Genomic DNA, 24,617 nt, shown 5'->3' with positions numbered 1-24,617 from the left:
CGACGCGACGCCGCGCGATGGAGAGCAGTGTCCCTCACCCCTGGCTGCGTGGCCTCGCGTCTTCGAGATGCTCCCGAGCCACGGGCATCCGATCCTGCGTGTTCTCATCGTCCGGATCCTGACCGCGCGTTTCCGGATCGCCCAGCACCGATTCGACATATACGACCGTGACGTTATCGTGGCCGCCGTGCGCCAGCGCGGCGTCGACGAGAACCTCGGCGATGGAGCGCCCGGTCGCGGAGGACTCATCGTGGGTCGCCAACAGCCCGGCGATCTCCGCATGGCCAAGTTCCTTGGTGAGGCCGTCTGTGCAGACCAGAAACGAATGGCGGCCGGATGCCGGTATCAGCCACACGTCGGCGTCCACGAATTCGTCGGCGCCGACAGCCCGGGTGATCACGTTGCGCTCCGGATGCTGCTCGGCGGACTCGGCGGTGATCAGCCCGGCATCCACCATTTCCTGAACGGCGGAGTGATCGACGCTGAGCTGGGCCAGTGTGTGGCCGTCCCAGGTGTAGACCCGGGAATCGCCGATGTTGAAGGCCATCCAATGGAATCCGACGTCGTCGCCCGCGTCCACGAACGCGACGCCGGCCAGGGTCGTTCCGGAGACCGCCGTGCCGAAGTCGTCGACGGCGCTCAGGTCGCGCACCGCGTCATTCGATGAGTGGATGGCGTCGAGGATGCGTTCAGGAGTCGAGGGCGCACCGCGCTCGATGTGTTCCTCGAACACCCGCGCGACGGTCTGGCTGGCGACGTCGCCGTGGGCGTGGCCGCCCATCCCGTCCGCGACAAGGAAGACCGGCGCCTGGGCCATGAAGCTGTCCTCATTGATCCTGCGCTCGAGGCCGACGTCGCTGTGTGCGCTGAACGAGAATCGCACCAGGGTGGAGGGCAGCATCATGTCGATCTCGCCAGGTTGGGACACGGGCACTCCAGTGTTCGGTTCTTCGCGTCGATGAGCCGCGGACGCGCCACCGACGACGATGAGTTTCCACCGTACCAAGATCCGTGACGTTCGCTGGGCCGCAGCCCGTCACCGCGTGGCCGGCTACCCCTCGACGGGCTGCGAAGTCTCCTCGGCGAGGGTGTGGCCGCGCTTCCCGGCGTCGCGGGAGGCCTTGATCACGCTGGCCACGGTGGCGACGGCCATCGACCCGACGATCACGCCGAGCGACGTCCAGGTGTCGATCTCCGGCGCCCAGGCGACACCGTTGCCGCCGTTGATGAACGCGACCTCGTTGGTGTGCAGGGCGTGCAGCACGAGCTTGACCCCGATGAAGAAGAGGATGAACGCGATCCCGTATTTGAGGTATTCGAGCCGCTCGAGCAGCCCGCCGAGCAGGAAGTAGAGCTGGCGCAGGCCCATCAGCGCAAACACATTGGCGGTGAACACGATGAACGGGCTGGTCGTGATCCCGAAGATCGCCGGAATCGAGTCGAGCGCGAACACCAGGTCTGTGGTGCCGATCGCCAGGAGCACGATCAGCATCGGGGTGAAGATCTTGCGGCCGTCGACCAGCGTTCGGAGCTTGGAGCCGTTGAAGTCCGGGGAGATCCGCATCCGCTTGCGCAACAAACGAATCAGACCGTTTTCGGCCTCGTCCTCCTCAGGGTCCTTCGCCACCGCCTGGTGCACAGCCGTGTAGAGCAGGAAAGCCCCGAAGATGTAGAAGATCCAGCTGAAGTTCTCGATCAGCTGGGCGCCGAGGAGGATGAAGATGCCGCGCAGCACGAGCGCAATGATGATGCCCACCATGAGCACCTCCTGCTGGTACTTCCTGGGCACCTGGAACCTGGCCATGATGATCACGAAGACGAATAGATTGTCGATGCTCAGGCTGTACTCGGTCAGCCAGCCGGCAAGGAACTGGCCGGCGTGTTCGGCGTCGGCCAGCACGAGCATGAGCAGGGCGAAGACGAGGGCGAGCCCCACGTAGAACCCCACCCAGAGTGTCGCCTCCCGCATTGACGGCACGTGCGGCCGTTTGAACACGATCAGCAGGTCGGCGACCAGGATGAGCGTGAGGATGACGAGTGCGCCGATTTCAAACCAGAGCGGTAGAGCAAGATCCATGCGGGCAGAGCCTTTCACTGACGGGGTGCTGAGAGCAGCACGAAACCCGAAAGTCTCTCCCGTATCTGTCGACACCACCGCGCCCGGGGCCCACGATGCTGCGGCCCGTGTTGACGATCACGGCATAGGGCGGAGAGTCTCAGCCCACAGGGATACTCCCTTTCACTCGGTGAAGTCTACCGGCACGCTCCCTGCACTGGGACCCATCCCCGCCAGCGCAAAACAAAAGAGCTCCCCCGGTAAACCGGAGGAGCTTTTGTTGTGACCCCAGCGGGATTCGAACCCGCGTTACCGCCGTGAGAGGGCGATGTCCTAGGCCGCTAAACGATGGGGCCGTTTCGCAACTCACCGAGTATGCCACACGGAATGGACCCGGACCAAACCGAGCCGCTCAAGCGTGTACGAGCAGCGCTCCGGGCACGACATCGAGCTGAACGGGGAGCCGTCCGATCCGCTCGCCGTCGCCGAAGGCGACCACGTTGTCCGCGTCGATCCGTACGCTCCGGCACCGGCTGAGTTCAACCTGCGGAAGCGCGGTATGCGTTCCGGAGAATACTTTCGGGAACACCCGCAGGAGGCCCAGCCGCGACAGGGGCGCGACGATGAACAGGTCGAGCAGGCCGTCGTCCAGGAGCGCGTCGGGGGCGATCCGCATGCCGCCGCCGATCGAGGTGTTATTCGCGACCGAGATGAGCATGGCGCGGACGGTACGTTCCACGCCATCCACGGTCAGACGGTAGGACAACGGCCTGAAGGTGGCCAGCACGAGCAGCATGGCGAGCGTGTAGCGGCTCTTGCCGCGCGGTCGCCGCATCCGGTTTGCCCGGTCGTTGACCACGGCATCGAAGCCGGCCGAGACGACGCCGGCGCACCAGCTGGTACGACCTTCGGCCCGCACCCGGATCGCGTCGATCGCCCGAGGCGGGCGGGAGATCGCGTCGAGGAGGTGAAGGATGGCGGCCTCCGTGTCCTCGAGTGGGATGCCCAGCCCGCGAGCGAGGTCGTTGCCCGTTCCGGTCGGCACGATTGCCAGCCGGATCGCGGTTCCGGCGACCAGATTCGTGGCCAGGCTCACCATCCCGTCTCCCCCGACCACGACGAGCACGTCCACACCGGGCACGAGATCGGATGCCACCTCGGTGCGGAGCAGCTCGAAGTTGACCTCACTGCGGCCGGTGACGGTGTGGCCGGCCGCCACCAGGGCGGCTTCGACCCGGGGACCGACTTCCGGGCGACGACCGAATGAGGCGTAGGCGTTGATGGCGACGATGATGCGCAGGGCAGCAGCGGGAGCGGGCATGGATCCAGCGTAGGGGGACGGCCCCGTCTCCCTCGGCTGCTGGCCCCGTCGTGCTCGCTGTGTCGCGGCTTGCCCCGCGTCTCGTATGGGTATTAGCTCGGGGCATGAAGCTGACCAAACTGGAGCACGCCGCCCTCATCGTCGACGTCGCCGGCCGCAGACTGTTCATCGACCCCGGTTCGTTCACCACCGCCCTCACCGACACGGCCAACACGGATGCCGTCGTCATCACTCACGAGCACCCTGACCACTGGAGGCCCGAGCAGCTCGACCGGGTGCTGGAATTCAGCCCCGATGCCAGGATCTTCGGTCCGGCCGGGGTCGCCGCGGCAGCGCCAGGTTACCCGGTCACGGTCGTCGCGGCCGGCGACGAAGTCGACGTCGGTGCGTTCCGGCTGCGGTTCTTCGGCGAGAAGCACGCCGTCATCCACGAGTCGATCCCGGTGATCGACAACGTCGGAGTGCTCGTCAATGACGAGCTGTACTACGCCGGCGACGCGTTCACGATCCCGGCCGGGGTTGAGGTGTCCACCCTGGCCGTCCCGGCCAACGCCCCCTGGCTCAAGATCAGCGAGGTCATCGACTACGTGCTCGCGATCAAGCCGCGGCGCAGCTTCCCCACCCACGAGATGCTGCTCTCGAGGGCAGGCAAGGAGCTCTCGAACACTCGGATCCGCTCCGCCACCGAGCAGAACGGTGGCGAGTTCTTCCCCCTCGAACCGGGCGAGTCCCTGAACCTCTGACCGTGGCGCTCCGTCCCGGCAGCGGATCTGCGGCCCCGGTTGTTGAGTTACGCAAAAAGCACGCTCGCGCCCGGCGCGGAGGTGCTTTTTCCGCGAACGAACGCGTCTGTCGTCGGGCGTGAATCAAACTGACGGAGAGCACACAGCCCGCTTCCAGTCAGTCTGGCATGGGTGCAGCTACTGTAATTCTATTGTGTCTGCACAACCCTCCCAGCGAAGGATTCCCGCATCATGAGCGTTCCCGTGCTTTCGGCCCAGAACATAGGCAAGTCCTATGGAAGCGGCGCGAACCGTTTCGACGCACTCAAGGGGGTGTCCGTGGATATCCGTGCCGGTGAATCCGTCGCCATCGTCGGTAAGAGCGGATCGGGCAAGTCCACATTGATGCACCTGCTCGCGCTCCTCGACGACCCAGACAGCGGCACTCTCCTGGTCGAGGGCACCGACGCGAAGAAGCTCAAGGGCAAGGAGGTGAACCGGCTGCGCAACCAGGATTTCGGCTTCGTCTTCCAGCAGTTCTTCCTCACCGCCAACGCCACGGTGCTCGACAACGTCGTGCTCCCGCTCAAGATCGCCGGTGTGCCGCCCCGGGAACGCAAGGCCCGCGGAATGGCCGCGCTCGAACAGCTGGAGCTCGCCGACAAGGCCCGGAATACGGCCATCAACCTGTCCGGCGGACAGAAGCAGCGCGCCGTCATCGCCCGCGCCCTCGTCAACAACCCGAAGGTGATCTTCGCGGACGAACCGACCGGCAACCTCGACACGGCGACGGGGGCGGTGGTTGAGGACATCCTCTTCGCGCTCAACAAGGACAAGGGCATCACGCTCATCATCGTCACCCACGACATCGAACTCGCCGCTCGCTGCGACCGCCAGATCTTCATCCGCGACGGCCTCGAGGACACCACCGAATCCGGAACCCCGAACAAGAGACACCCCGGCGCACACGCAGGAGCACACGCATGAAGTTCATCGACATCGTCAAAACCGCGATCGCGAACAGCTTCCGCAGCAAACTCCGCACGGGACTGACCGTGATCGCAATCTTCATCGGCGCCTTCACCCTCACCATCACCAGTGGCATCGGCACCGGCGTCACCAGCTACATCGACACGCAGGTCTCCGCGATCGGCGCGGCGGACGTGCTCACGGTCTCCAAGGCGGCCGACTCCACCTCGTCCACCACCGACGGCCCGGCCGCCTACGACCCAAGCAAGGCGACCACCGTCAGCCTCGGCAACGGATCGCGTCCGGGAACGACCATCCAGGCCCTCACCGCCAAGGACCTCACCAAAATCGCGAAGACCACGGGGATCCTGAACGTCGATCCCTCGGTTCGGGTGACCCCTGACTACATCGAGTACGACGGCAAGGGCAAGTTCGAGATCATTGTCAACGCCACGGCCACCCTCACCACCGCGGACCTGGCCGCGGGCGCGCAGCTGGACAACTCGAGCACGACGGACCAGATCCTGCTCCCGACGACCTACCTGAAGAATCTGGGCTTCGCGAGCGCGAAGGCGGCGATCGGCCAGACCGTCTCGATCGGGATCACCGACTATGCTGGCGTCCAGCAGGAGGTCAAGGCCACCGTCATCGGAGTGCAGAACGAGACGATCCTCGGCGTCGGCGCCGGACTCAACCAGCCGCTGACCGACCGACTGCACACGATCGAGGTCACCGGGGCGCCCGCGGGCGCCACTGACAGCTATGCGACGGCCACCGCGAACTTCGACATCAAGAGCACCCCGGCGGAGATCACCGCGATCAAGGACGACCTCGCCAAGCAGGGCTTCGCGTCGCAGACCGTCGCCGACACGATCGGTTCCTTCCAGACCGTGATCAATGTCATCATCGGCGTGCTCAACGCGTTCGCCGTGATCGCGCTCATCGCCGCCGGTTTCGGCATCATCAACACCCTGCTGATGAGCGTGCAGGAACGCACCCGTGAGATCGGCCTGATGAAGGCCATGGGGATGAACGGTGGGCGCGTGTATACCCTCTTCAGCACCGAGGCGGTCTTCATCGGCTTTCTCGGCAGCGCCCTCGGCGCGCTTGCCGCCGTGGGCGTCGGCTCCCTGGTCAGCAACATCCTCGCCGACGGCGTCTTCTCCGCCCTGCCCGGCCTGCAGGTGGTGCAGTTCGCGCCTAGCTCCATCGCCATCATCATCGGTGTCGTCATGCTGATCGCGTTCCTCGCCGGCACCTTGCCGGCCAGGGCCGCCGCCAGGCAAAACCCGATCGACGCCCTCCGGTACGAGTAGCAGACGGGATGACGAGCAAGCCGACCCTGGACGACGGGCTGCGCGCCCGCAAGCGCGCGGCAACCCAGGCCGGCCTGGAACGCGCGGCCCTGGCCCTGGCCCTCGAGCACGGCTACGAGAACGTCACGGTCGACATGATCTGCGACGCGGGAATGATCTCCCAGCGCACCTTCTTCAACTACTTCGGCACCAAGGAGGGCGTCTTCCTGGGCACGCCGCCACCGATGCCGGCGGATGCCGAACTGGCGCGTTTCGTGCACGGCACGGACGCCGATATCCTCGGCGACCTCGTTGGGCTGATCACCGCCGCACTAGTCGACCAGGAGCCGGACCCCGGCATCCTCCGGTCACGGCGGCTACTGATCGAACGCACCCCGGAGCTGCTCGGCCGGGAGAACACCCGCATCACCGAGCTCGAGGAAAGCCTCACCCTGCTGGTGCAGGAGCGCCTCCACACCCAGGGCCGCACCGAGGAATCGACGCCCGACCTCGAGGACGAGGCGCGAATGGTGGTCACCCTCGCCGGCAGCGTGATGCGCTTCTCGATGCAGAAGTGGTTCAGCGGCGGTTTCGCCGGCAGTCCGGGTGAACTTCTNAACTTCTCCGGCACTCGATCGCGCTGGTGCGCCGGATCACCGGCGCGACCGGGCCGGCACCGCGCGGCTGACGCCGGGCCCGGCTGACGCCGGGCCGGCGGCATCGGCGCCGCACTGCGCACCGCGGGGCCAGGACGGCCCCGACGTGCGTGCCAGATCAGGCCGTGACGAGCTCGCGCCAGTCGGCCAGTTCCAGGCCGTGGGCGTCGGACACCGACTGGTTCGTGACCCGCCCGGCGGCGACGTTCAACCCCAGGGCCAGCGCCGAATCACGTTCACAGGCGACCTTCACGCCCAGGTTGGCCAGGGCAACGCCGTAGCGCAGGGTGACATTGGTCAGGGCGTAGGTCGACGTGTTCGGCACCGCGCCAGGCATGTTGGCCACGCAGTAGAAGATCGACTCGTGCACCGTGTAGGTCGGGTTCTCGTGCGTGGTCGGGCGGGTATCCGCGAAGCAGCCGCCCTGGTCGACGGCGATGTCCACCAGCACCGAGCCTGGCTTCATCCGCGAGACCAGCTCGTTGGTGACCAGCTTCGGGGCCTTGGCACCCGGGATCAGGACCGAGCCGATCACCAGGTCGGCGTCGATCACGGCCCGCTCGACCTCGTAGGAGTTCGAGGCGACCGTCTTCAGCCGGCCCTGGTACTGGCCGTCGAGCTGGCGGAGGCGGTCGATGTTGATGTCGAGGATGGTCACGTCAGCGCCGAGCCCCAGGGCCATTGCGGCGGCGTTCGTTCCGGCGACGCCGGCTCCGAGCACGACCACCTTGGCCGGGCGCACGCCCGGCACGCCGCCGAGCAGCACACCCTTACCCCCGGCGGGCGCCATCAGCGACTGCGCGCCGACCTGGACGGAGAGCCGACCGGCCACCTCGCTCATCGGGGCCAGCAGGGGCAGGCCGCGGCCGGGAGTCTGCACGGTCTCATACGCGATCGCCGTGACTCCCGCGTCGATCAGTGCCACGGTCAGCTCGGGCTCGGCGGCCAGGTGCAGGTAGGTGAAGAGCACGAGGCCCTCACGGAAGCGGTGGTACTCCGCGGCGACCGGTTCCTTGACCTTCATCACCATGTCGGAGCGGGACCAGAGTGCGTCGGCGGAGTCGACCAGCTCGGCGCCGGCGACGCGGTATTCCTCATCACTGATCTGCGAGCCGAGTCCGGCTCCGGTCTCGATCAGAACCGTGTGGCCGTTGGCCAGGAACTCGTGCACGCCGGAGGCGGTGATCGCGACACGGTACTCGTTGTTCTTGATTTCCTTGGGTACACCGATGATCATGACCGACTCCGTTACTGGTTGGTTCTCGTGGAAGGGTCCGCTGGCGTGCCTCTGCGACACTGCCGGCGGCGGGGTCAAGACTAGGGCCGCATTCGGGGCCGGACCGGAGAGCGGAGCCGGCGCGCCCGGCATCCGTCGGCCGCGAGCGTCGGTGATCGAGGACGCCGGATGCTGTCAGCTGGCCATACCGATCTTCCGTTCCGCCGTGGTTCAGGGGTTTTGCCCTGAACCTGCCCCGGCCCGTGCGACCGTCGATGCATGGTGTTTGGGGCCCAAAGGGACGCCTCGACCGTTTGTCACTCGACAGTTGTCTACTCTCGGCTCGCCAATCGTCGCCGGATGTCCGAAACGAGCCCCGTCTGGCGCTTAGCATTGAGCCCATGAAAACGGCGCAAATCGAGGAGCTCGTCGAGGCGCTTGCCGCCGGCCTGGACCGCGCACTCTCGCTCGAAGACCTCGACGGCGGGCTCGTCGCGTACAGCCGCGACCAGCCACTCGCCGACAGCGTGCGAGTCAATTTTCTGCTCAGTAAGAGGGTCCCGGCCGACGTGAGCGCCTGGCAGCTGCGGCACGGCATCGCCGCGGCGGTGCGGCCGGTGGTCGTGCCGGCCAATGTCGAACTCGGGATGCTCGGGCGGGTGTGTGTTCCCCTGCTCGTGCGCGGCTTCCGGGTGGGCTATCTCTGGGCGTTGCAGGGGTCCCGGGACGAGTCGCCGGCGGAGATCCTCGGCGAGCTACCGGCCGTGCGGGCCCAGCTCGACCGGCTCGCCGAGATGCTGCTCGACACCAACACGGCCGAATCCGAACACCGAAGGCAGCGCGAGACGCTGTTCCTGGCCGCCTGCGCCGCCGATCCTGTCGCGGTCGAGGAGATCGCGGACTGGCCGCAGATCCACGCCACCGGGCCCTGGCATGTCGCGACCCTGATCGACCGCCCGGCCGGCGTCCTTTCGCACGGCGCGGGAGCGGGCGGTGTCGCGACGAATGACTGTGCGAACGACGCGAGCGGCAGCGCACAGGAGAGTGGAGCCCTACTACAGCGCATTGCTGCACTGCAGGCCACCGTCGGCATCGACGCGGCCAGGTTCAGCGCCGGCACCGAGACGCACGCCGTCGTGCTGCTACGCGACTCCCCCGGCAAGCTGGCGCACGCCGAGGTGCTTGCCCGGTATGGGGCCGAGATCGCCCGTCGTGGCGGCACACCGGCCCGCCCGGACCTGATGGGCGTCAGTGAGGCCTTCCACGACCTCCGGCTCCTGCCGGAGGCCTACGCCCAGTCCCGCAAGGCGGTGCAGGCCGCCGCCGTCGACGGACGGCTGGGCACGGTGGCGGACTACCGCCGGATCGGCGTTTACCAGTTCCTCGCTGCGGCCAGCCGCAACCTGGCCCCCGTGGAGTCCGTCTATTTCACCGAGCTCCGGGACTTCGACGGCAACCGAGAGCTCCTACCCATGCTTGAGCTGCTCTACGACACCGACGGTGCAGTTCAGGATGTCGCCGCCGCCCTGCACCTGCACCGCAGCAGCATCTACAACCGGCTGGCGAAGATCCGCTCGTTGATTGGCGCCGACCCGCTCGGCGGCCAGGTTCGGCTGGAACTGCACCTGGCGATGAAGGCCGACCGCTGGTCGCGCCGACCCCGGATCTGACGCGGGCCGCCGACCCCGGATCTGACGCGGGCCGCCGGCCCCTGATCTGCCTGGGAGGGGCCGGCGGAGAGAGGCCGCGTGGTCGGCGGCTGGGCTAGCGAACGAGGGCGGCCTTCTCCGCGCGCGCCTCGGCCTTCCACTCCTCGACCCGAGCCTGCTGCAGAGGGGCCCTGCGGTTCACGTACCAGGCGATGCCGAGCGCGAGGAACCAGATCGGGGCGACGATGAGTGCCAGGCGCGTGTCATCGGCCTGGCCGAGTGCCCAGAGCATGAAGGCGAAGAATGCCAGCACGACCCAGGGCATGAACCGGGCACCGGGCATCCGGTACTTCGACGCGGCGTGCAGGTGAGGACGCCGCCGGAGGAACGCGAGATAGCTGACCATGATGATGGACCAGACGAACATGGTCAGCACGGAAGCGACCGAGGTGACGAACGTGAAGGCGCCCATGAACGAATCGCCCGTGTACAGCAGCACCACTCCGGCGAGCAGGAAGATGCAGGAGAACAGCAGGGCGTTCTGGGGCACCCTGCGGCTGCTGAGCCTGCCGAAGGACCGCGGGGCGTTGCCGTCCTGGGCCAGGCCGTAGACCATGCGCGAGGTCGAGTAGATACCCGAGTTGGCGCTGGACGCAGCGGAGGTGAGCACGACCAGGTTGATGACGATGGCTGCGACGCCCAGGCCGGCCAGGGTGAACATGCCGATGAACGGGCTGCTGCCGGGGTCGATCGTGCGCCAGGGGTTGACGGCCATGATGATCACCAGTGCGCCCACATAGAAAAGGAGCAGCCGCACCGGGATGGTGTTGATGGCACGGGGCAGGTTCTTCTCGGGATCCTTCGTCTCGGCGGCCGCGGTGCCTACGAGCTCGATGCCCGCGAAGGCAAAAATGGCGATCTGGAAGCCGAGCACGAAGCCCGCTGCGCCGTGGGGGAACATCCCACCGTCATTCCAGATGTTCTCCAGGCCGGCGACGGCGCCGGAGGGCGACGTGAAGTGGGTGGCGATCATCACAACGCCGGTGACAATGAGGGCGAGGATGGCGAGCACCTTGACCAGGGCGAACCAGAACTCGGCCTCGCCGAAGGCCTTCACGCTCGGCAGGTTGAGCAGGATCAGGACGACGGGCGTGAGCAGCGCGGGGATCCACAGCGGCGTGCCCGGAGCCAGGACGTTGACGTAGCCGGAGATCGCCACAATGTCGGCTACCCCGGTGACGACCCAGAAGGCCCAGTATGACCAACCGGTGAAGAAGCTTGCCCACGGCCCAAGCAGGTCGCCGGCGAAGTCGCTGAAGGACTTGTAGTTGAGGTTGGAGAGCAGGATCTCGCCCATCGCTCGCATCACGAAGAAGAGCATGAAGCCGATGATCGTGTAGACGAAGATGACGGCCGGACCAGCAAGGGAGATCGTCTTGCCTGCCCCCATGAACAGGCCGGTGCCGATGGTTCCGCCGATAGCGAGCATCTGAATGTGGCGGCGGCTGAGCGACCGCGCGAGCGGGGGGTCGAGGTGCGGGGCCGTGGCACTTGTCGTGGTCGTTTCCGATCCAGTGTGCCTCGTGGCCCCGGTGTGCGCGCTTACGCTAACCGCGTCGTTCTGATCAGGCATGGGTCTTCTTTCCTCATCACGGCACAGACGCAGCCGTTCAGCGGACGACCACGTCAACCGGCTGGGGTCTCCACGAATGTGACGACCGGTACAACTCGGAACTGAGGTTGCAACACTAGGGGGCGTAATTACGGGCAGCTGGAGGACCAACTCGGGCGTGACCCGAACGAGGGGTTCCCAACCGGTCGCTCACTTGCCCCGAGCCAACCTCCGCTCAACAGATGTCGACTGTTCGACGGGAAAATGTGCACCGTTGTTCCACTCCGACTCGCGGGAGCCACCGACCGACCGGGTGACCGTCGCCAGCCGAGGCCCGGCGGCGTGGAGAGCGCATACCCCCCGTTCGCGGCAATCATCCCGATCCTTATTGACAGTTCGATAATACCTTGAATATTCTGCACCAGGGCGATACCGAAGTCGCCCGCACACTCATGTGTCAAGGAGGATCCATGAAGTTCAAGAAGCTCACGCAGTCCAGGGCAGGTCGAATCACCCTCGCCGTCATCCCCGTCACACTCGTCATGGGCGTCCTGATGACGGGCGTCGCACAAGGCGCCGTCCCCGTCGCGTTCGCGGTGTCGGGCAGCCAGTTCCAGATCGGTGCGAGCAAGCTCGACGGGACCGGCTTCTCGCAGTACGCGGGCGTTGCCGTGGCCGCTGACGGTAAGACCATGCATCCTGTCGCGATCGCGAACATCGGTTCGGCCTCACTGACGGATCTGTGCCAGTCGGTCGTCAGCGTGACACCGCTTGGCACGCTCGGCCTGCTCATCAAGGCGGGCGGCGGGGGTAACCCCGCCCAGGCCAGCGCACTGCAGCTCGGAATGACGGACCTCCAGGGTGATGCGACCTTCACCAACATCCGGATCGGTGTCGACGCTTCCAAGGTCAACACCAGCGCCAAGGGCAGTGTGGGCGACTTCGCCCAGGACGCTGACCACATCACCATCACTGGCCTCAAGCAGACGGCTTGGAGCACCCAGGCGGGCACGTTCGCCCTGAACGGCCTGCACATGCAGATCACCAACGGAACAAAGTGTTTCTAACGCGACACGCATAAGAAGTCATTCCGTTCGCCGGGGTGCCGATCACGCCATCCTGGCGGGTCGGCACCTGCGGCTCTCCACCACCACAGTAAAGGAATCAATCGGGTGATCACATTTCGACGCGGGATGAAGACGGCCGCAGCAGGCTCGGATGGACCGAACGTGGGTTCCAGGTCCGGCCGGTGGTACCGGAGCCGGCCAACCATGGGCGGTCTCCTGATTGTGATCTCGGGAATCGAAATGCTTTTCTCAGGGCAATTGGATCTCGGCAACATCCGGATACAGGTAGGCATCGAGGGGATGCAGGCAATGATCCTGCCGATCGCACTGGTGACTCTCGGTGTTCTCATCATCGTGATGCCGGCGCACCGCATGTTCTACGGGGTCATGTCGCTCGCCTTCTCGATCTACGCACTCGTCGGCGTCAACCTCGGCGGATTCTTCATCGGAACCCTCCTCGGTGTTGCCGGCGGAGTCATGGCCGTGTCCTGGATGCCGCGACGCACCTCGGCCATGGAGTCCCTCGAACCCGCGGATGACGCCGGAGTGAACGACCTGGCCGACCTCGTTGCCCGCCGGTGGCAGGGACACGCGCTCACCATCGTTGCCCTCGCGGTGCTCCTCGGCGCGGCGTCCACCGGTCTGGCCGCTGGCCCGTCCTTCGCGGTCTCCAGCGTCACGACCCCGAATCCGACTGTGCCTGCGGCGGCGGTGTCATCGCCGCCTCCGACCTCTGTCCCGGCACCGGCCTCGACGGCGAGTCCGGCTCCTACTTCCACTCCGACTCCGACTCCGACTCCAGCTCCGACAGCCACTCCCGCTGCAACCCCGGCGCCCCAGGCGCCGACGGCCGCCGCCCCGCCCGTCACTCCGCCGACTACAGTGCCCCCCTTGGTCATCGATCAAGGGGCGCCGGTTGCCGCGATCACCGGGGCCAGGCTGCGCAGCACAGCCGTCACCCTCGAGGGCGCGCGCTACATCGAAACCGTGGCGTTAATGCTCGCGGACGGCTCAACCCGAGCGGCGCTCAAGATCACCGCCGACCGTGTCGTGCTGGACGCCTTTTCGCTCGACTCGACAAATCCCGCTGCAGGGATTCCCGTTACTAACGCGACGAAAGTAATCCTGGGCGGGCCCGTGACGATGTACTGCACGTCGCTTTCCGGGAGTCTCGCTGACGGCACCCCGGTCAGCTTCGAGCCGTCGACCCCGCCGCCGCTGGGCGTCGACCTTCCGTCGCTGACGAGCGCGACCATCGGGCTGCTCACCGTGACGAGCGCGACAGCGACGTTGACCGGTGCCGCGATGTCGGTCGGCTGACCGCGAACCACCCCCTCCGTGCGACGGAGCTCAGGAAACACGAGCCGCCAGGATCAGGGGGGCCACGATGGGGAAAAGGAACGCATTCGCGAACGGGTTGGGATTGAGACGCATAGCGACATCCTCGGCTACGGGGCGTCGGCTGGTGTTCCCTCGTCGGCCGGGTAGCCGCTCTCGGCCAAATCGATGGCCCACGCGGCATTGATCAGCCCGACGTGGCTGAATGCCTGGGGAAAGTTGCCCAGTTGTTCGCCCGTCACCGAGTCAATCTCCTCGGCGAGCAGGCCGACGTCGTTGACGTGGCTCACGGCTCGCTCGAACACCTCTCGGGCCTCACCGGACCGGCCTCCGGCGGCGAGCACATGGGCGAGCCAGAATGTGCAGAGCAGGAAGGTGCCCTCGTTTCCGTTCAGGCCGTCGACACCGGTGTCGGTTTGGTACCGATAGACCAGCCCTCGGGCGTCCGTGAGCCGCTCGATGATGGCGTCCACAGTGGCGAGCACACGTGGATCGGAGGCCGGGAGGAACCCGACGATCGGAAGCATCAGTGCCGCCGCGTCCAGCTCGGGCGAATCGAAGGATTGAGTGAAAGCACCGACCTCCTCGTTCCATCCCTTCGCGAGGATGGCGGCGCGAATCTGAGCGGCCGTCGCCGACCACTTTGCGATTCGATCGGTTGCGTTCAGCTGCTCGGCCATGGCGAGTGCCCGGTCGAGCGCCACCCAGCACATCAGTTTCGAGTAGAGGAAGTGGCGTGGGGCACCACGGACCTCCCAGATGCCGTTGTCCGGCTGCTGCCACTGGCTTGCGGCGGCGTCGGCGAGGGCGATCAGGAAGGTTCGCGTGGCCGGTTCGATTTCCCCGAGTTGCCCTCGAAGCCGGAACGCCGCGTCGAGGAGTTCGCCGTAGACATCGAGTTGCGGTTGATCCCACGCTCCGTTTCCGACCCGCACGGGGCCGCTCCCCCGCCACCCGGTCAGTTGCGGGAGGAACCGTTCGGACAGGTCATGTTCGCCGCCGATGCCGAACATGACCTGCAGATGACGCTCGGGGCGCGAGTTCGCGGCGGCCGCCGTCATGAAGTCGAAGAATTCGTGGGCTTCGTCCGGGCAGGCCGCAATCCAGAGGGCTTTCATGGTGAAACTGGCGTCGCGTACCCAGGAGTAGCGGTAGTCCCAGTTGCGTTCACCGCCGATTTCCTCGGGCAGGGAGGTTGTGGCGGCGGCCACGATCGCACCGGTGGGCTGGTAGCTCAGCGCCTGTAGCACCCGTCCCGAGTGATGAACCAGCTCCCGCCACGGCCCGTCATAGCTTTGGTGGATCGCCGACCACTCCTGCCAACTCGCGGTCGTGGCCGCCAAGCCGGCCGCGATCTCATCCTGGCCATAGGCACCAGGCAGTGGCTCGCCGAGACGCGTGCGCTGCAGGGCAAAATACCGGTGCTGCCCCGCCTCGAGAGTGAACCGGACCCGGATCTCCCCGCCCAGGCCCATCGCAGGGGAGGGAAGCGACAGGGTGAGCCGGCCCGACCCGCCCGTGGCGACGACGCCGGAATCGATCTCCGCAAAGACCGGGACCACCAGCCCGTATTCGGGGCGAGGTCGGCAGACCATCTCGACGGTGACCTGACCGCTGGTGCAGCGAACGCCGCGGAGAAGGGAATGCGGGGCGTTTTCGCCGAGGCGGTGTGGATCGGTCCCGTCCCCCAGCTCGAGGGCGTCGAGTAGTTCGAGGGTGCCCTCATCGGTGTGGAAGGTGGTCTGTAGGGCCATCGTTCCAGCCACGTAGGAGCGGGTTGACGTGCTCGGCGCGGTGGGCCGGATCGACCAGTGCCCGGCATCGTCGTCCAGGATTGACGCAAACACGGATTCGCTGTCGAACCGGGGAAAGCAGAGCCAGACGATCGAACCGTCCCGGGTCGCCAGGGCGGCCGAGTGCCGATCCGAGAGCAGCGCGTGGTCGGCGATCGGGAGGTCACTCATACGATTCCTTCCGCGACGACTGACTCTGGGGCTCGCGCGCCTTCGCCGGCTGGAGAGACGATCGTGTCGATGATGACTTCTGAGTGCAGGGTTCGGTGCACGGGGCACTTGTCGGCGATTTCGCGCAGCCGCTGGCGCTGGCTGTCGTCGAGGTCGCCGTCGAAACGGATGACCCGTTCGATCCGGTCCACCTGTCCGATTTCGGTGTCGCAGTCCGCGCAGTCCTGCGCGTGGATTCGGGAGTGTCGGAGCGTCACGGTGACCTTCTTTAGTGGCCACTTCTTGCGCTCGGCGTACATCCGCACCGTCATCGATGTGCACGCGCCCAACCCCGCCAGGAGGAAGTCATACGGTGACGGGCCGGTGTCGGTGCCGATCGGTTCGGGCTCATCGGCGGTGAGCCGGTGCCGGCCGATCGAGACGCTCTGGGCGAAGGTGCCCGTGCCGCTTTCGGACACCACGACCAGTCCTTCGGCCGGATCTGCCGCTGGCGAGGGAACGATCGGCTCCGGGATCGGGTCGAACGCGTAGCGGCTTGCCCAGGTGGCGAGCATCCCTGCCGCGAAGGTGGCATCGGCGGGTTTGGTCAGCAGATGGTCGGCGCCGTCGAGTGCGACGAAGGACTTGGGGTGCCGGGCGGAATCGTAGATGCGCCGCGCGTTGTCCGCGTCGACGGTGGTATCGACCGGTGAGTGCATGACGAGCAGGGCCGCACCCAGGTTGCGGATGCGTTGGGCCTGAGGTTGGGCGGCGATGTCGTCGAGGAACTGCCGGCGGATGCGGAACGTGCGACCGGCCAGTTGCACTTCAGCCTCTCCACGGGCTTGGATCTCGGCACGGTTCTCGAGTAGGAGATGGGCGAGGTGGTCGGGATCGGCCGGAGCCCCGATCGTCGCCACAGCCCGCACTTCGGGGATGCGGTGGGTGACGGCGAGCACGGCAGCCCCGCCCAGCGAGTGCCCGATAAGAAGCGATGGTGCCGCAAAGTTCTTGCGCAGAAAATCGGCGGCGTGGGCAAGATCCTCAATGTTGGAGCTGAAGTTGGTGTTGGCGAAGTCGCCCCCGGACTGGCCCAGACCCGTGAAGTCGAATCGAAGGACCGCAATTCCGAAGTCGGTCAGGGCTCGGGAGATCCGGGCGGCCGCAACCACATCTTTAGTGCAGGTGAAGCAGTGCGCGAACAGGGCATACGCTCGGGGTATCGAGTCCGGGACGTCCAGCCGCGCTGCCAGTGGCGACCCTTGCGATCCGGGGAATTCCAGTCTCTCGCTCCGCCTGCTCATGGCTTCCGTCTCTGTCGGTGATCCTTGGCCGGGGGCTGAGGGCTCGCTCCCTTACGCGCGGGTCCTGGGGCCAGGGTCCTGGGTCCTGGGTCCTGGGTCCTGGGTCCTGGGTCCTGGGGCCTGGGGCCTGGGGCCTGGGTCCTGGGTCCGGGAACGCGTCGGCCTGTTCCAGCCAACCGGCCGCGATCTTCGTGGCCAACACCTACTGACCGGCTTCTTTCCAGTTGGGGCAGTCGCCGATGTGGAGTAGCTCAATCTTCATGGGCCGCGCTCCCTCCGTCGTGTCCGAGCTGGATGGCAAGTTCGCTCAGCGTGCTGGCCGTGTAGTCCGGTGCCGCGAAGTAGCGGGGGTAGGTCGCGTTGGTGCGGTTCAACCACCCGGTGCGCAGACCCGCCTGGGCTGCACCGTGGATGTCCCAGGGGTGGACGGCGATCAACAGGATGTCGGCCGGTTGGACCCCACAGGCATCCGCGGCGTAGTGGTAGGCGGACCGAACCGGTTTCCATGCCGGCGCGTCCTCCACCGTGAGCAAGGCTTCGAATTCGTTTACGAGTTCGGCCCTGGTCAGCAAGGTCCGGGCCACCTCCGCGGACCCGTTGGAGAGAGTCACGAGGCGCACTCCCGCACGTTTCAGCGCGCGGATACCGTCTGGAATGTCCGGGTGCAGGTTCAACGCTGCGAAGCCGTCCATGATGTGGTTCACGGCATCGTCGAGGCTGCGGGTCAGGGTGACGTCGCGGAGCATCTCCCGCAGGAGGTGGGAGCCGATCACCGAGAATTTTGTGGTTCCACCGGCGGCGGCGAGGGCGAATCCGTCCCTGAGTAACGCGGCGAACCAGGTCCGAGCGAGGTGGGCCGGTGCGCCGACCGCGACGAAGCGGGCCTTCAGGGGTGACATGTCCGAGAGTGTTTCGTTGACATCGAAAACGATCACTGACGGCGTGCGATTAGTCATAGCGGGTCCTCTGAGGTTGGCGCAGGTGATGCATGAATAGTATTCAGTTCAGACCAGGCGCCGTGCGTCATGGACATCGGTTCGCGACCGTCCGCGCGGATGGCGGTGAGCGACGCGTCTGAGACCTTCATCGGTTCGTCTGCATTCTGGTGAACGCCTAAACAAGTTCCTGCGCCATGGTGCTCGCTTCGCGAACCAGAGCGGCGTCGCGGCCGACCTTCGCCGCCGTGATGGCCGCGTCGTAGAGCAGAACAAGGCGTGAGACCGTCGTGGAGGCGGCATCCTCTCCGGTGATATCGGCGATGTGCGCGCGAACGACCGCACGGTAGCGTTCCGCGACCGTGCGCACACTCACGCACTCCGGCAGCTCGATCACCGCGTTGGTGAACGGACAGCCGTAAAACCTGTTTGATTCGACCGAGAGCGCCAGTGCCTCGAACAGGGCCGCCACCCGCTGCCGCGGCGGCGCCAACGGATAGTCCAGGGCGTGAACATTCCGCACCCAGCCGCCCAGCTCCTGTTCCAGGTACGCCACCACGAGTGCTTCCTTGCCGGCGAAGTTGTTGTAGAGACTGGCCTTCGCCACCCCCGCGTCACGAACGACGAGATCGATTCCCGTGGCGTTGATGCCATGTTCGTGGAAAAGGCGACTGGCCGATGCGAGGAGGCGCGTCCGCGCACTCAGCAACGGCGGTGCAATCGTGGATTCCATGGATGGACTTTACCAGACAGATCGGTATAGTGGCTAGTGGCCAGATCGGTCTACCTGGAACGTAAGGCAAACCATGTCAGATTTGAAAATTGCCGTCGTCATCTACGAGCCCATCGACTCCGACTCTTCACGCGTCTACCGCGGACTGAAGACCGCCCTCGAATTCAAGCAGGCGGGCGATGACGTCACCGTCGTGTTCGACGGTTCGGGCGTTGAAACGTTGGCTGCCATCACCGCGCCCATCCACAAGATGAATCCCCTGGCCGTGGCGCTCAAGGACAACATCCGAGGCGCGTGCGGATTCTGCGTCACCTCCCACGGTGTCTCCGATGCTGTTGCTCTGGGCGGCTGGGACCTGCTCACTGACTACAAGGGCGAGGTGAGCGTGCGCAACCTCGTGCTCGAGGGTTACCAGATCCTCAGCTTCTAAGTTTTAAAGCTTCTAAGCTTCAACCCGCCGTCCCGCCGCCCACTCGATTCGGAGCCCTCATGACCCTCACCGTCTTTCTTGACCTGCAGCTCAAGCCAGAAGCTACTGCGGCCGCGCCCGCGATGCTGCGGGAGATCCTCGCCCAGACCCGCGCATTCGCCGGCTGCCTGGGCGTCGACGTGCTCCTTGATAAGGAGAATGCCGCGCACGTCATCCTCCTGGAGCGCTGGGCCTCGGTCGAAGCCGATGCGACCTACCGTGAATGGCGCGCCGGAGCAGGCGCGACCGAACTGGGGTCGCTCCTGGCCCACGCTCCGAAAATCTCGCAGTTTGAGACGGCCAGCGACATCTGATCAACCCTGCGGCGCAGGACCGACCACAAACCTCGGTTCTGCGCCGTTGTGTGTCCGAGGTGACGGAACCCAAGCCTGCACGGTGCCACTGTAGATGCAACCGCGGGTCTTTCCCGCACACAACTATCAGGGAGCAGCCCGGGCCGGGAACGATGGCGGTCGCGCGGGTGGGCTGAGGCCGTCACCGCGTCCAACCAGATCGGCGCCTTATCCCCGGCTGTCAGTGGAGCAGGTCACTGTTCCTGGTCAGTACGTTCCGCTCTCCCGCAGTGACGGCGATTCCCAGCCGGTTTTGTTTCGGCGGGATGGGGCAACTGAAGTTGTAGCTGAAGGCACACGGCGGAAGATAGGCCAGATTGAAGTCCAAGCTGACCGCGCCCTTGTAGCCGGGGGCCACGCGGAGGAACCGACCGACGCTATAGCTTGTGTCCCCGGTAGTGGCGTCGGCGAAAACGAGCAACCAGCTCGGACCGTCCTGGTACACCACAAGACGATGCTCCTCAGCGCCGAGGGTGAAGCTGATCTCGCCCGGCACAGTGTTCGCACGAGTCTTCCCCTCCTCCTTGAGGTAGGCGATGCTGACATCGCTCGTGCCGGCGTCCGGAGTGAATTTCGCCTCGACGACCCAGGCCTGGTCATAGGGGAACGCCTCGATCGCACGGAAGTCACGGATGGCCTCCGAGTCGGCATCCCATACCCGCAGGGCATGGTCTCCCTCCTCGTTTGCGATGACGGTTCCCGTGACGGTGTCGCTGAACCTAATCCGGGATGGGGACACGGCGTCCATGCCCGACACGACCACGTCGCCGTGGACAAGCTCATCGTCCACCAGGATCGCGTCGGACGCAGGCGCCCTCAACAGCAATCCGCACGACCCGATCGGCAGAGGCGACCACAGGCCAGGGACACCCCAGATCGGTTGGCTCACCCCGACGTCACCGGTAATCCACTGGGTATTCATGAGCGCCAGGTTCCCCTGGGGAGCAATTACCGCAGAAGCGCGCTGGCGCCGCGCCGCGTCAACGAGTGCGTCGGGCTCAGGCTCACCGTCGGTGAGCTTGGAGATGCCGATTGCACGGTCGATCGGGTGCGTCATTGTTTCATCCCAACACGGTTTCGTCACAAGAAGGTTCACGGTCCAGAACCAGCCGCCGCTACGTTTTATTTCGGGTGGTCCATTCGACCCCGCGAGCCTGACCATATCGTTGGATTATCGGCCGAGCGGGTGAGTGGTCTTCGTGGGTGATCATTGGCTCTCGCGTGCCAGGTAGTGCTCGACGAAGGCCCGATTTCCGAGGCGGTACTGAACTGCTGCGGTGCCCCCTGGGCCGCTCATGCGGGTCCCTTCCGCTACCCACCAGCGCTCAATGCCCGACTCGCGGTCGCCCGCGAACAGCCCGTCGTTGGCGACCAGCTGACCCAGCCGACAAGCCCACCGCAGCACCCGCAGGACGGCGGGCAATTTCGCGAGCAATTACGTGACTTGAGGCACGCGCCCCATTTTCGCGAGCCCTTAAGATAAGTCTCGTCGTCCTCTGGACTGAGACCTGCCGGAGTGCTTATACTAGCGCCGACAAATCCATTAATGTACGTGACTCTGTGGAGGTCCTCATGCGTGTACACCGTCTCCTCGTTGCCGGAGCCGTCGCCCTGGTGGCCTCACTCCCTGTCAGTATCGCCGCGGCTGCGAGCCCGGACATGAGCACCCGGGTTAGCGTTGGCAGTCCGCCAAGTCCCTTCTCCCAGAACAAGCAGAACGAGCCGGGCCTCGCGCTCGACGCGTCCCGCCCGAACGTCCTAGTTGCCGGGTCCAACGACGAGATCGATATGGAGGCATGCAACGCCGGCGCGCCCACATCGTGCCCGTTCACTCCCGGTGTCGGCGTGAGTGGCGTCTATTTCTCCTTCGATTCCGGACACACCTGGACCCAACCGACCTACCAGGGCTGGACCGCCAGGGACTGCCTCGGACCGGCATCCTGTGCTCCCCACGTGGGGTCGATCGGGACACTGCCGAAGTATTTTGAGAACGGCCTGGTCTCCAACGGTGACGCAGAGCTCGCCTTTGGGCCGAAGCGCGGCGCCAATGGCAAGTTCTCCTGGGCCGCTGGCTCGCGGCTGTACTACTCCAACATCGCGACCAACTTCGGCTCGACGCGTGACGACCAGGCGTTCAAAGGCACGGGAGCCATTGCAGTGTCCCGCACCGACAACGTGACAGCAGCGGCCGCCGGGGACGCGAACGCGTGGATGGATCCGGTTATCGTATCCCGGCAGAGTTCGGCCACGTTCAGTGACAAGGAACAGCTGTGGGCTGACAACGCGGCGAGTAGCCCGTTCTTCGGCAACGCGTACGTCTGCAACGTCAGTTTCCGCAGCAACGGCGGCGCTCCGGAACCGGTGATGTTCCACCGTTCCACCGACGGCGGCGACAGTTGGACCACCACCCAGTTGTCCTCAGCAACGAACAACGTGCAGACGGGCGGGCGGCAGGGATGCGCCATTCGCACCGACAGCACGGGGCGCATCAGCGTCGTATGGTCCGGGTTCGACCAGAAGTCGAACAGCGGCGTGTTCTTCCAGGTGACCTCGGACAACGGTGGCGCAAATTTCACCCGGCCTCAGATCATCATGGCCACAGCCGGCATCGGCCAGCTTGACCCCGTCACCGGCCGGTCAACCATCGACGGCGTGGCCGGGTCACGCACTGACGTGTTCCCGAGTATCGACATCGCCAACGGCGCCCCCAGCGGTATCGGGGCACCGAACACCATCGTGCTGGGGTGGTCGGACGACCGGGCCGGTCTCAACAATGAGAAGGCCTACGTGAGCTACTCCGCCAACCGCGGCGCCAGCTACAGCCCTGCAACGGCCGTGTCCACCGCGGGTGACCGTGCCAACCAGCCGGCGGTCGCGATCGCCCCGGACGGGTCCAAGGTCTACATCACGTACAACGCGTGGCACCAGCCGTGGCAAACGACGACGGCCAGCGCCCGTCCCATGGAAGGCGTGGTCCTGAGTGGTCCGGCAGGAGGCAGCCTTGTTGAAGCCAACCGGGGCGCGAGCGGTGACGCCCGCGGGTCCAGTGCCAACTCGCTGACGGCCGAGTTCCTCGGCGACTACAACTACGCAGTCGCCTCGAACACCTACGGCTCGACAGTCTGGAACGACGTCCGGAACGCGACCGACTGCCCCGCCGTGGACGCGTTCCGCCAGTCCCTCGTGAGCGGCAGCCCGACTTCGAAGCCTTCTCCGTGCCAGACGCCGCCGACAGCGTTCGGTAACACCGAAATCTTCGGCTGGACCTCGGCCCCCTGAGACGGGGAGGGCGCCGGGCGGTCCGAGTCGGCTCCGCGGCCAAGCTGTCCCGTCGCCCGCACCCGAAGTGCCGGTGAAACAGCGGCTGCCGCAAGAGCCGATCGGCAACGATGAACTAGATCCATGCCCTCCTCGTCTCTATGGCGGCAACAAATTGGTCACGGTACTCGCCACCACACGCCCCAGTCTCGGTTCCGATCTGCGCACGTGAGCCGGCAGTCCCTGAAACGCCCGGCCGCCCGCCATCAGGAACTGAACAGGTATGTCGCTCTTCGGATAACCAGCTCGACTCCCCTCGTGCGCCTGAGGGGCTGTCCGGCCGTGACACCACCGCCGCCTCAAACGCCGCGTCGCCAACGATGTCTTCGACCTCATCACCCACCCCCAGCCGATGAACGTTTCCTACCGGTGACTGCGCCGACTCGAGATCGGCGACCGCACCGACGCCGAAATCGCAGCACGATACCAAGCCTGGCTCACCGCAACCCGCGAACAACCATGGCGGCAAGATCGAGACGCCGCGTGGTGACGAAAGTCATCGAGAACGGCACAGTCATCCCGTCGCACTCACGCTGCCCGGCCCGGACGCAATACGCCTGGACGGCGGGCTAGACACGCGATGCCCGCCCGCGATCCCACGGCGGCAGGAGGAACAGCGCAAGGACCGCCGACAAAACAACGACGAAGGCAAATATTGAGGCGAGGTGAAGGGCCAACGGGCCGTCGTCGAACATGGTGACGCCAACCACGACCAAGAGCACAGCCAGCACTGCCATCACAGCCGGGCGCTGGCGCCGCAACCCAATCAGAAGGAGAAGCGACGGCACGACGTACCAGAGGATACTCACCATCGACAGCTCACTGATCTGCCGAACCACGATCTCGGCACCAGGAATCGCTTCTAAGAGCGGCCGGTTGAACATCGCAGCACAATGAAGGCCCAGCCCCGCAACACCGGCAAGCGAGACGACGATACCCACTCCCGAGACGCGGGCCGCCGCCCGACGCCGCGGCACCCCCGGTAACAACTGCAACCCCAAGATCACGGCAACAACAATTGCGAGACTTATGATGAAGATCGCCGGCATGAACTCAATCTATCGGCAGGGCCAACCTCCCGTGCAGGGTCCGCGGGGAATGAAGACCACCGAGACTCTGGTGTCATTCATGGTGCGCTTCCTGCGCCGTGCGGACGCCGAGCTACTTGGTGCCAACCTCGCCCGCTCCCAGGCGCCGCCTAGACATGCGCGTCGAGGCGCTCGAACCATGCAAGAACCTCGCTCCGCAGGTAGCGAACGTGGCGCCCCATGCGACGCCAGGGCGGCCCGCTACGCATCTGGCGCCATTCTTCGAGCGTGCGCGGCGAGACCTGCAACAGGTCTGCGACCTGTTACCCGGTCATGATCTGCCCGTCCTCATCCGTCATAACAGTGAGGTACGACACGGCACCCCGTGCACGGCCGTAGCAATGCGTGGTGAGCCGCGTCAACCGCGACCGCTGAGGCTGGAACGACGTCCACGACGCCAATGTGGCACTCAAAGTGGCACTTCTGGACGTGATCAGTGAGATGGGAAAAAACCCCTGGTTTCCGCGGAAACTCAGGGGTCAGAGCTGGGGTACCTGGACTCGAACCAAGAACAACTGAACCAGAATCAGTCGTGTTGCCAATTACACCATACCCCAATGCCCATTCCGAAGA

General features: G+C 65.7%; 22 protein-coding genes and 2 tRNA genes. 10 read left to right on the top strand and 14 right to left on the bottom strand.

What is annotated here, in order from left to right:
• Nucleotides 1-34: 34 nt before the first annotated feature.
• The 4 genes from E3O19_RS03910 to E3O19_RS03895 all read right to left on the bottom strand — a co-directional run bounded on the left by E3O19_RS03910 (nt 35) and on the right by E3O19_RS03895 (nt 3,377).
• A complete protein-coding gene (locus E3O19_RS03910) occupies nt 35-928 on the bottom strand; it encodes a PP2C family protein-serine/threonine phosphatase (protein ID WP_241981174.1) in 894 nt (297 codons plus the stop codon).
• Between the two features lie 123 nt (nt 929-1,051).
• Nucleotides 1,052-2,077 (bottom strand): TerC family protein, encoded by a 1,026-nt coding sequence (locus E3O19_RS03905; protein WP_134565425.1) that lies wholly within the window; start codon nt 2,075-2,077, stop codon nt 1,052-1,054.
• A gap of 262 nt (nt 2,078-2,339) precedes the next feature.
• Nucleotides 2,340-2,412 (bottom strand) — tRNA-Glu (locus tag E3O19_RS03900).
• 56 nt (nt 2,413-2,468) lie between these two features.
• Entirely contained in the window at nt 2,469-3,377 is a 909-nt protein-coding gene (locus E3O19_RS03895) for a diacylglycerol kinase family protein (protein WP_134565423.1), read from the bottom strand.
• 104 nt (nt 3,378-3,481) lie between these two features.
• On the opposite strand from E3O19_RS03895, the gene E3O19_RS03890 reads away from it, so the two are divergent.
• The 4 genes from E3O19_RS03890 (at nt 3,482) to E3O19_RS03875 (ending at nt 7,067) form a co-directional block, all read left to right on the top strand.
• A complete protein-coding gene (locus E3O19_RS03890) occupies nt 3,482-4,120 on the top strand; it encodes an MBL fold metallo-hydrolase (protein ID WP_134565421.1) in 639 nt (212 codons plus the stop codon).
• A gap of 231 nt (nt 4,121-4,351) precedes the next feature.
• The gene (locus E3O19_RS03885) at nt 4,352-5,086 is read left to right on the top strand and encodes an ABC transporter ATP-binding protein (RefSeq protein WP_134565419.1); all 735 of its coding nucleotides are present in this window, start codon (nt 4,352-4,354) and stop codon (nt 5,084-5,086) included.
• Nucleotides 5,083-6,384: an ABC transporter permease gene (locus E3O19_RS03880; protein WP_134565418.1), complete on the top strand. Its 1,302-nt coding sequence runs from the start codon at nt 5,083-5,085 to the stop codon at nt 6,382-6,384. The genes E3O19_RS03885 and E3O19_RS03880 overlap by 4 nt, the downstream gene beginning before the upstream one ends.
• A gap of 8 nt (nt 6,385-6,392) precedes the next feature.
• Nucleotides 6,393-7,067, top strand: a complete 675-nt coding sequence (locus E3O19_RS03875) for a TetR/AcrR family transcriptional regulator (protein WP_134565416.1) — start codon at nt 6,393-6,395, stop codon at nt 7,065-7,067.
• Nucleotides 7,068-7,137: 70 nt separating this feature from the next.
• Here the strand turns inward: E3O19_RS03875 and ald are convergent, their stop codons facing one another.
• Nucleotides 7,138-8,256 (bottom strand): alanine dehydrogenase, encoded by a 1,119-nt coding sequence (ald, locus tag E3O19_RS03870; RefSeq protein ID WP_134565414.1) that lies wholly within the window; start codon nt 8,254-8,256, stop codon nt 7,138-7,140.
• 380 nt (nt 8,257-8,636) lie between these two features.
• Between ald and E3O19_RS03865 the strand changes: the two genes are divergently transcribed.
• Nucleotides 8,637-9,905 (top strand): PucR family transcriptional regulator, encoded by a 1,269-nt coding sequence (locus tag E3O19_RS03865; RefSeq protein WP_134565413.1) that lies wholly within the window; start codon nt 8,637-8,639, stop codon nt 9,903-9,905.
• Between the two features lie 94 nt (nt 9,906-9,999).
• On the opposite strand, the gene E3O19_RS03860 is transcribed toward E3O19_RS03865, so the two are convergent.
• Nucleotides 10,000-11,517 carry an amino acid permease gene (locus E3O19_RS03860; RefSeq protein WP_134565411.1) on the bottom strand — a complete coding sequence of 506 codons (1,518 nt, stop codon included), beginning with the start codon at nt 11,515-11,517 and terminating at the stop codon, nt 10,000-10,002.
• A 449-nt stretch (nt 11,518-11,966) separates the two neighbouring features.
• Here E3O19_RS03860 and E3O19_RS03855 point away from each other — a divergent pair, with 449 nt between their 5' ends.
• Both E3O19_RS03855 and E3O19_RS17640 read left to right on the top strand, forming a co-directional pair.
• Nucleotides 11,967-12,563: a DUF6230 family protein gene (locus E3O19_RS03855; protein WP_134565409.1), complete on the top strand. Its 597-nt coding sequence runs from the start codon at nt 11,967-11,969 to the stop codon at nt 12,561-12,563.
• Nucleotides 12,564-12,689: 126 nt separating this feature from the next.
• Nucleotides 12,690-13,883 (top strand): DUF6114 domain-containing protein, encoded by a 1,194-nt coding sequence (locus tag E3O19_RS17640; RefSeq protein WP_277613007.1) that lies wholly within the window; start codon nt 12,690-12,692, stop codon nt 13,881-13,883.
• A 128-nt stretch (nt 13,884-14,011) separates the two neighbouring features.
• Here E3O19_RS17640 and E3O19_RS03840 read toward each other — a convergent pair whose 3' ends face one another.
• The 4 genes from E3O19_RS03840 to E3O19_RS03820 all read right to left on the bottom strand — a co-directional run bounded on the left by E3O19_RS03840 (nt 14,012) and on the right by E3O19_RS03820 (nt 18,816).
• Nucleotides 14,012-15,865, bottom strand: a complete 1,854-nt coding sequence (locus E3O19_RS03840; protein ID WP_134565405.1) for a glycoside hydrolase family 15 protein — start codon at nt 15,863-15,865, stop codon at nt 14,012-14,014.
• The gene (locus E3O19_RS03835; RefSeq protein WP_134565403.1) at nt 15,862-17,148 is read right to left on the bottom strand and encodes a bifunctional alpha/beta hydrolase/OsmC family protein; all 1,287 of its coding nucleotides are present in this window, start codon (nt 17,146-17,148) and stop codon (nt 15,862-15,864) included. The genes E3O19_RS03840 and E3O19_RS03835 overlap by 4 nt, the downstream gene beginning before the upstream one ends.
• 251 nt (nt 17,149-17,399) lie before the next feature.
• Nucleotides 17,400-18,104 (bottom strand): haloacid dehalogenase type II, encoded by a 705-nt coding sequence (locus E3O19_RS03825; RefSeq protein ID WP_134565400.1) that lies wholly within the window; start codon nt 18,102-18,104, stop codon nt 17,400-17,402.
• Nucleotides 18,105-18,261: 157 nt separating this feature from the next.
• Nucleotides 18,262-18,816: a TetR/AcrR family transcriptional regulator gene (locus E3O19_RS03820; protein ID WP_134565398.1), complete on the bottom strand. Its 555-nt coding sequence runs from the start codon at nt 18,814-18,816 to the stop codon at nt 18,262-18,264.
• A gap of 73 nt (nt 18,817-18,889) precedes the next feature.
• Between E3O19_RS03820 and E3O19_RS03815 the strand changes: the two genes are divergently transcribed.
• Nucleotides 18,890-19,246, top strand: coding sequence for a DsrE family protein (locus E3O19_RS03815; protein WP_134565396.1), 357 nt, complete (start codon nt 18,890-18,892; stop codon nt 19,244-19,246).
• A 59-nt stretch (nt 19,247-19,305) separates the two neighbouring features.
• Nucleotides 19,306-19,599, top strand: a complete 294-nt coding sequence (locus tag E3O19_RS03810) for a putative quinol monooxygenase (RefSeq protein ID WP_134565394.1) — start codon at nt 19,306-19,308, stop codon at nt 19,597-19,599.
• Nucleotides 19,600-19,819: 220 nt separating this feature from the next.
• Here the strand turns inward: E3O19_RS03810 and E3O19_RS03805 are convergent, their stop codons facing one another.
• A complete protein-coding gene (locus tag E3O19_RS03805) occupies nt 19,820-20,695 on the bottom strand; it encodes a DUF1684 domain-containing protein (RefSeq protein ID WP_134565392.1) in 876 nt (291 codons plus the stop codon).
• A 515-nt stretch (nt 20,696-21,210) separates the two neighbouring features.
• Between E3O19_RS03805 and E3O19_RS03800 the strand changes: the two genes are divergently transcribed.
• Nucleotides 21,211-22,917 (top strand): sialidase family protein, encoded by a 1,707-nt coding sequence (locus E3O19_RS03800; protein WP_134565390.1) that lies wholly within the window; start codon nt 21,211-21,213, stop codon nt 22,915-22,917.
• Between the two features lie 608 nt (nt 22,918-23,525).
• On the opposite strand, the gene E3O19_RS03795 is transcribed toward E3O19_RS03800, so the two are convergent.
• The 3 genes from E3O19_RS03795 to E3O19_RS03785 all read right to left on the bottom strand — a co-directional run bounded on the left by E3O19_RS03795 (nt 23,526) and on the right by E3O19_RS03785 (nt 24,601).
• Complete coding sequence (locus tag E3O19_RS03795; protein WP_134565388.1) at nt 23,526-24,005, bottom strand: hypothetical protein; 480 nt, start codon at nt 24,003-24,005, stop codon at nt 23,526-23,528.
• Between the two features lie 149 nt (nt 24,006-24,154).
• Nucleotides 24,155-24,295 carry a helix-turn-helix domain-containing protein gene (locus E3O19_RS18210; protein ID WP_338145065.1) on the bottom strand — a complete coding sequence of 47 codons (141 nt, stop codon included), beginning with the start codon at nt 24,293-24,295 and terminating at the stop codon, nt 24,155-24,157.
• 234 nt (nt 24,296-24,529) lie between these two features.
• Nucleotides 24,530-24,601 (bottom strand) — tRNA-Gln (locus E3O19_RS03785).
• Between the last annotated feature and the right edge of the window lie 16 nt (nt 24,602-24,617).

Source organism: Cryobacterium algoritolerans (genome assembly GCF_004402785.1).
Taxonomy (GTDB): Bacteria; Actinomycetota; Actinomycetes; order Actinomycetales; family Microbacteriaceae; genus Cryobacterium; species Cryobacterium algoritolerans.
This window is presented reverse-complemented; position numbering and strand designations above follow the sequence as displayed.

Excerpts from the sequence above, each read along its gene's own strand:
- E3O19_RS03825 (WP_134565400.1), bottom strand. The coding sequence starts at position 18,104 with ATGACTAATCGCACGCCGTCAGTGATCGTTTTCGATGTCAACGAAACA.
- E3O19_RS03810 (WP_134565394.1), top strand. The coding sequence starts at position 19,306 with ATGACCCTCACCGTCTTTCTTGACCTGCAGCTCAAGCCAGAAGCTACT.
- E3O19_RS03815 (WP_134565396.1), top strand. The coding sequence starts at position 18,890 with ATGTCAGATTTGAAAATTGCCGTCGTCATCTACGAGCCCATCGACTCC.
- E3O19_RS03890 (WP_134565421.1), top strand. The coding sequence starts at position 3,482 with ATGAAGCTGACCAAACTGGAGCACGCCGCCCTCATCGTCGACGTCGCC.
- ald (WP_134565414.1), bottom strand. The coding sequence starts at position 8,256 with ATGATCATCGGTGTACCCAAGGAAATCAAGAACAACGAGTACCGTGTC.
- E3O19_RS03880 (WP_134565418.1), top strand. The coding sequence starts at position 5,083 with ATGAAGTTCATCGACATCGTCAAAACCGCGATCGCGAACAGCTTCCGC.
- E3O19_RS03795 (WP_134565388.1), bottom strand. The coding sequence starts at position 24,005 with ATGCCGGCGATCTTCATCATAAGTCTCGCAATTGTTGTTGCCGTGATC.
- E3O19_RS03840 (WP_134565405.1), bottom strand. The coding sequence starts at position 15,865 with ATGAGTGACCTCCCGATCGCCGACCACGCGCTGCTCTCGGATCGGCAC.
- E3O19_RS03835 (WP_134565403.1), bottom strand. The coding sequence starts at position 17,148 with ATGAGCAGGCGGAGCGAGAGACTGGAATTCCCCGGATCGCAAGGGTCG.
- E3O19_RS03860 (WP_134565411.1), bottom strand. The coding sequence starts at position 11,517 with ATGCCTGATCAGAACGACGCGGTTAGCGTAAGCGCGCACACCGGGGCC.
- E3O19_RS03895 (WP_134565423.1), bottom strand. The coding sequence starts at position 3,377 with ATGCCCGCTCCCGCTGCTGCCCTGCGCATCATCGTCGCCATCAACGCC.
- E3O19_RS03865 (WP_134565413.1), top strand. The coding sequence starts at position 8,637 with ATGAAAACGGCGCAAATCGAGGAGCTCGTCGAGGCGCTTGCCGCCGGC.
- E3O19_RS03805 (WP_134565392.1), bottom strand. The coding sequence starts at position 20,695 with ATGACGCACCCGATCGACCGTGCAATCGGCATCTCCAAGCTCACCGAC.
- E3O19_RS17640 (WP_277613007.1), top strand. The coding sequence starts at position 12,690 with ATGAAGACGGCCGCAGCAGGCTCGGATGGACCGAACGTGGGTTCCAGG.
- E3O19_RS03800 (WP_134565390.1), top strand. The coding sequence starts at position 21,211 with ATGCGTGTACACCGTCTCCTCGTTGCCGGAGCCGTCGCCCTGGTGGCC.
- E3O19_RS03885 (WP_134565419.1), top strand. The coding sequence starts at position 4,352 with ATGAGCGTTCCCGTGCTTTCGGCCCAGAACATAGGCAAGTCCTATGGA.
- E3O19_RS03855 (WP_134565409.1), top strand. The coding sequence starts at position 11,967 with ATGAAGTTCAAGAAGCTCACGCAGTCCAGGGCAGGTCGAATCACCCTC.
- E3O19_RS03905 (WP_134565425.1), bottom strand. The coding sequence starts at position 2,077 with ATGGATCTTGCTCTACCGCTCTGGTTTGAAATCGGCGCACTCGTCATC.
- E3O19_RS03820 (WP_134565398.1), bottom strand. The coding sequence starts at position 18,816 with ATGGAATCCACGATTGCACCGCCGTTGCTGAGTGCGCGGACGCGCCTC.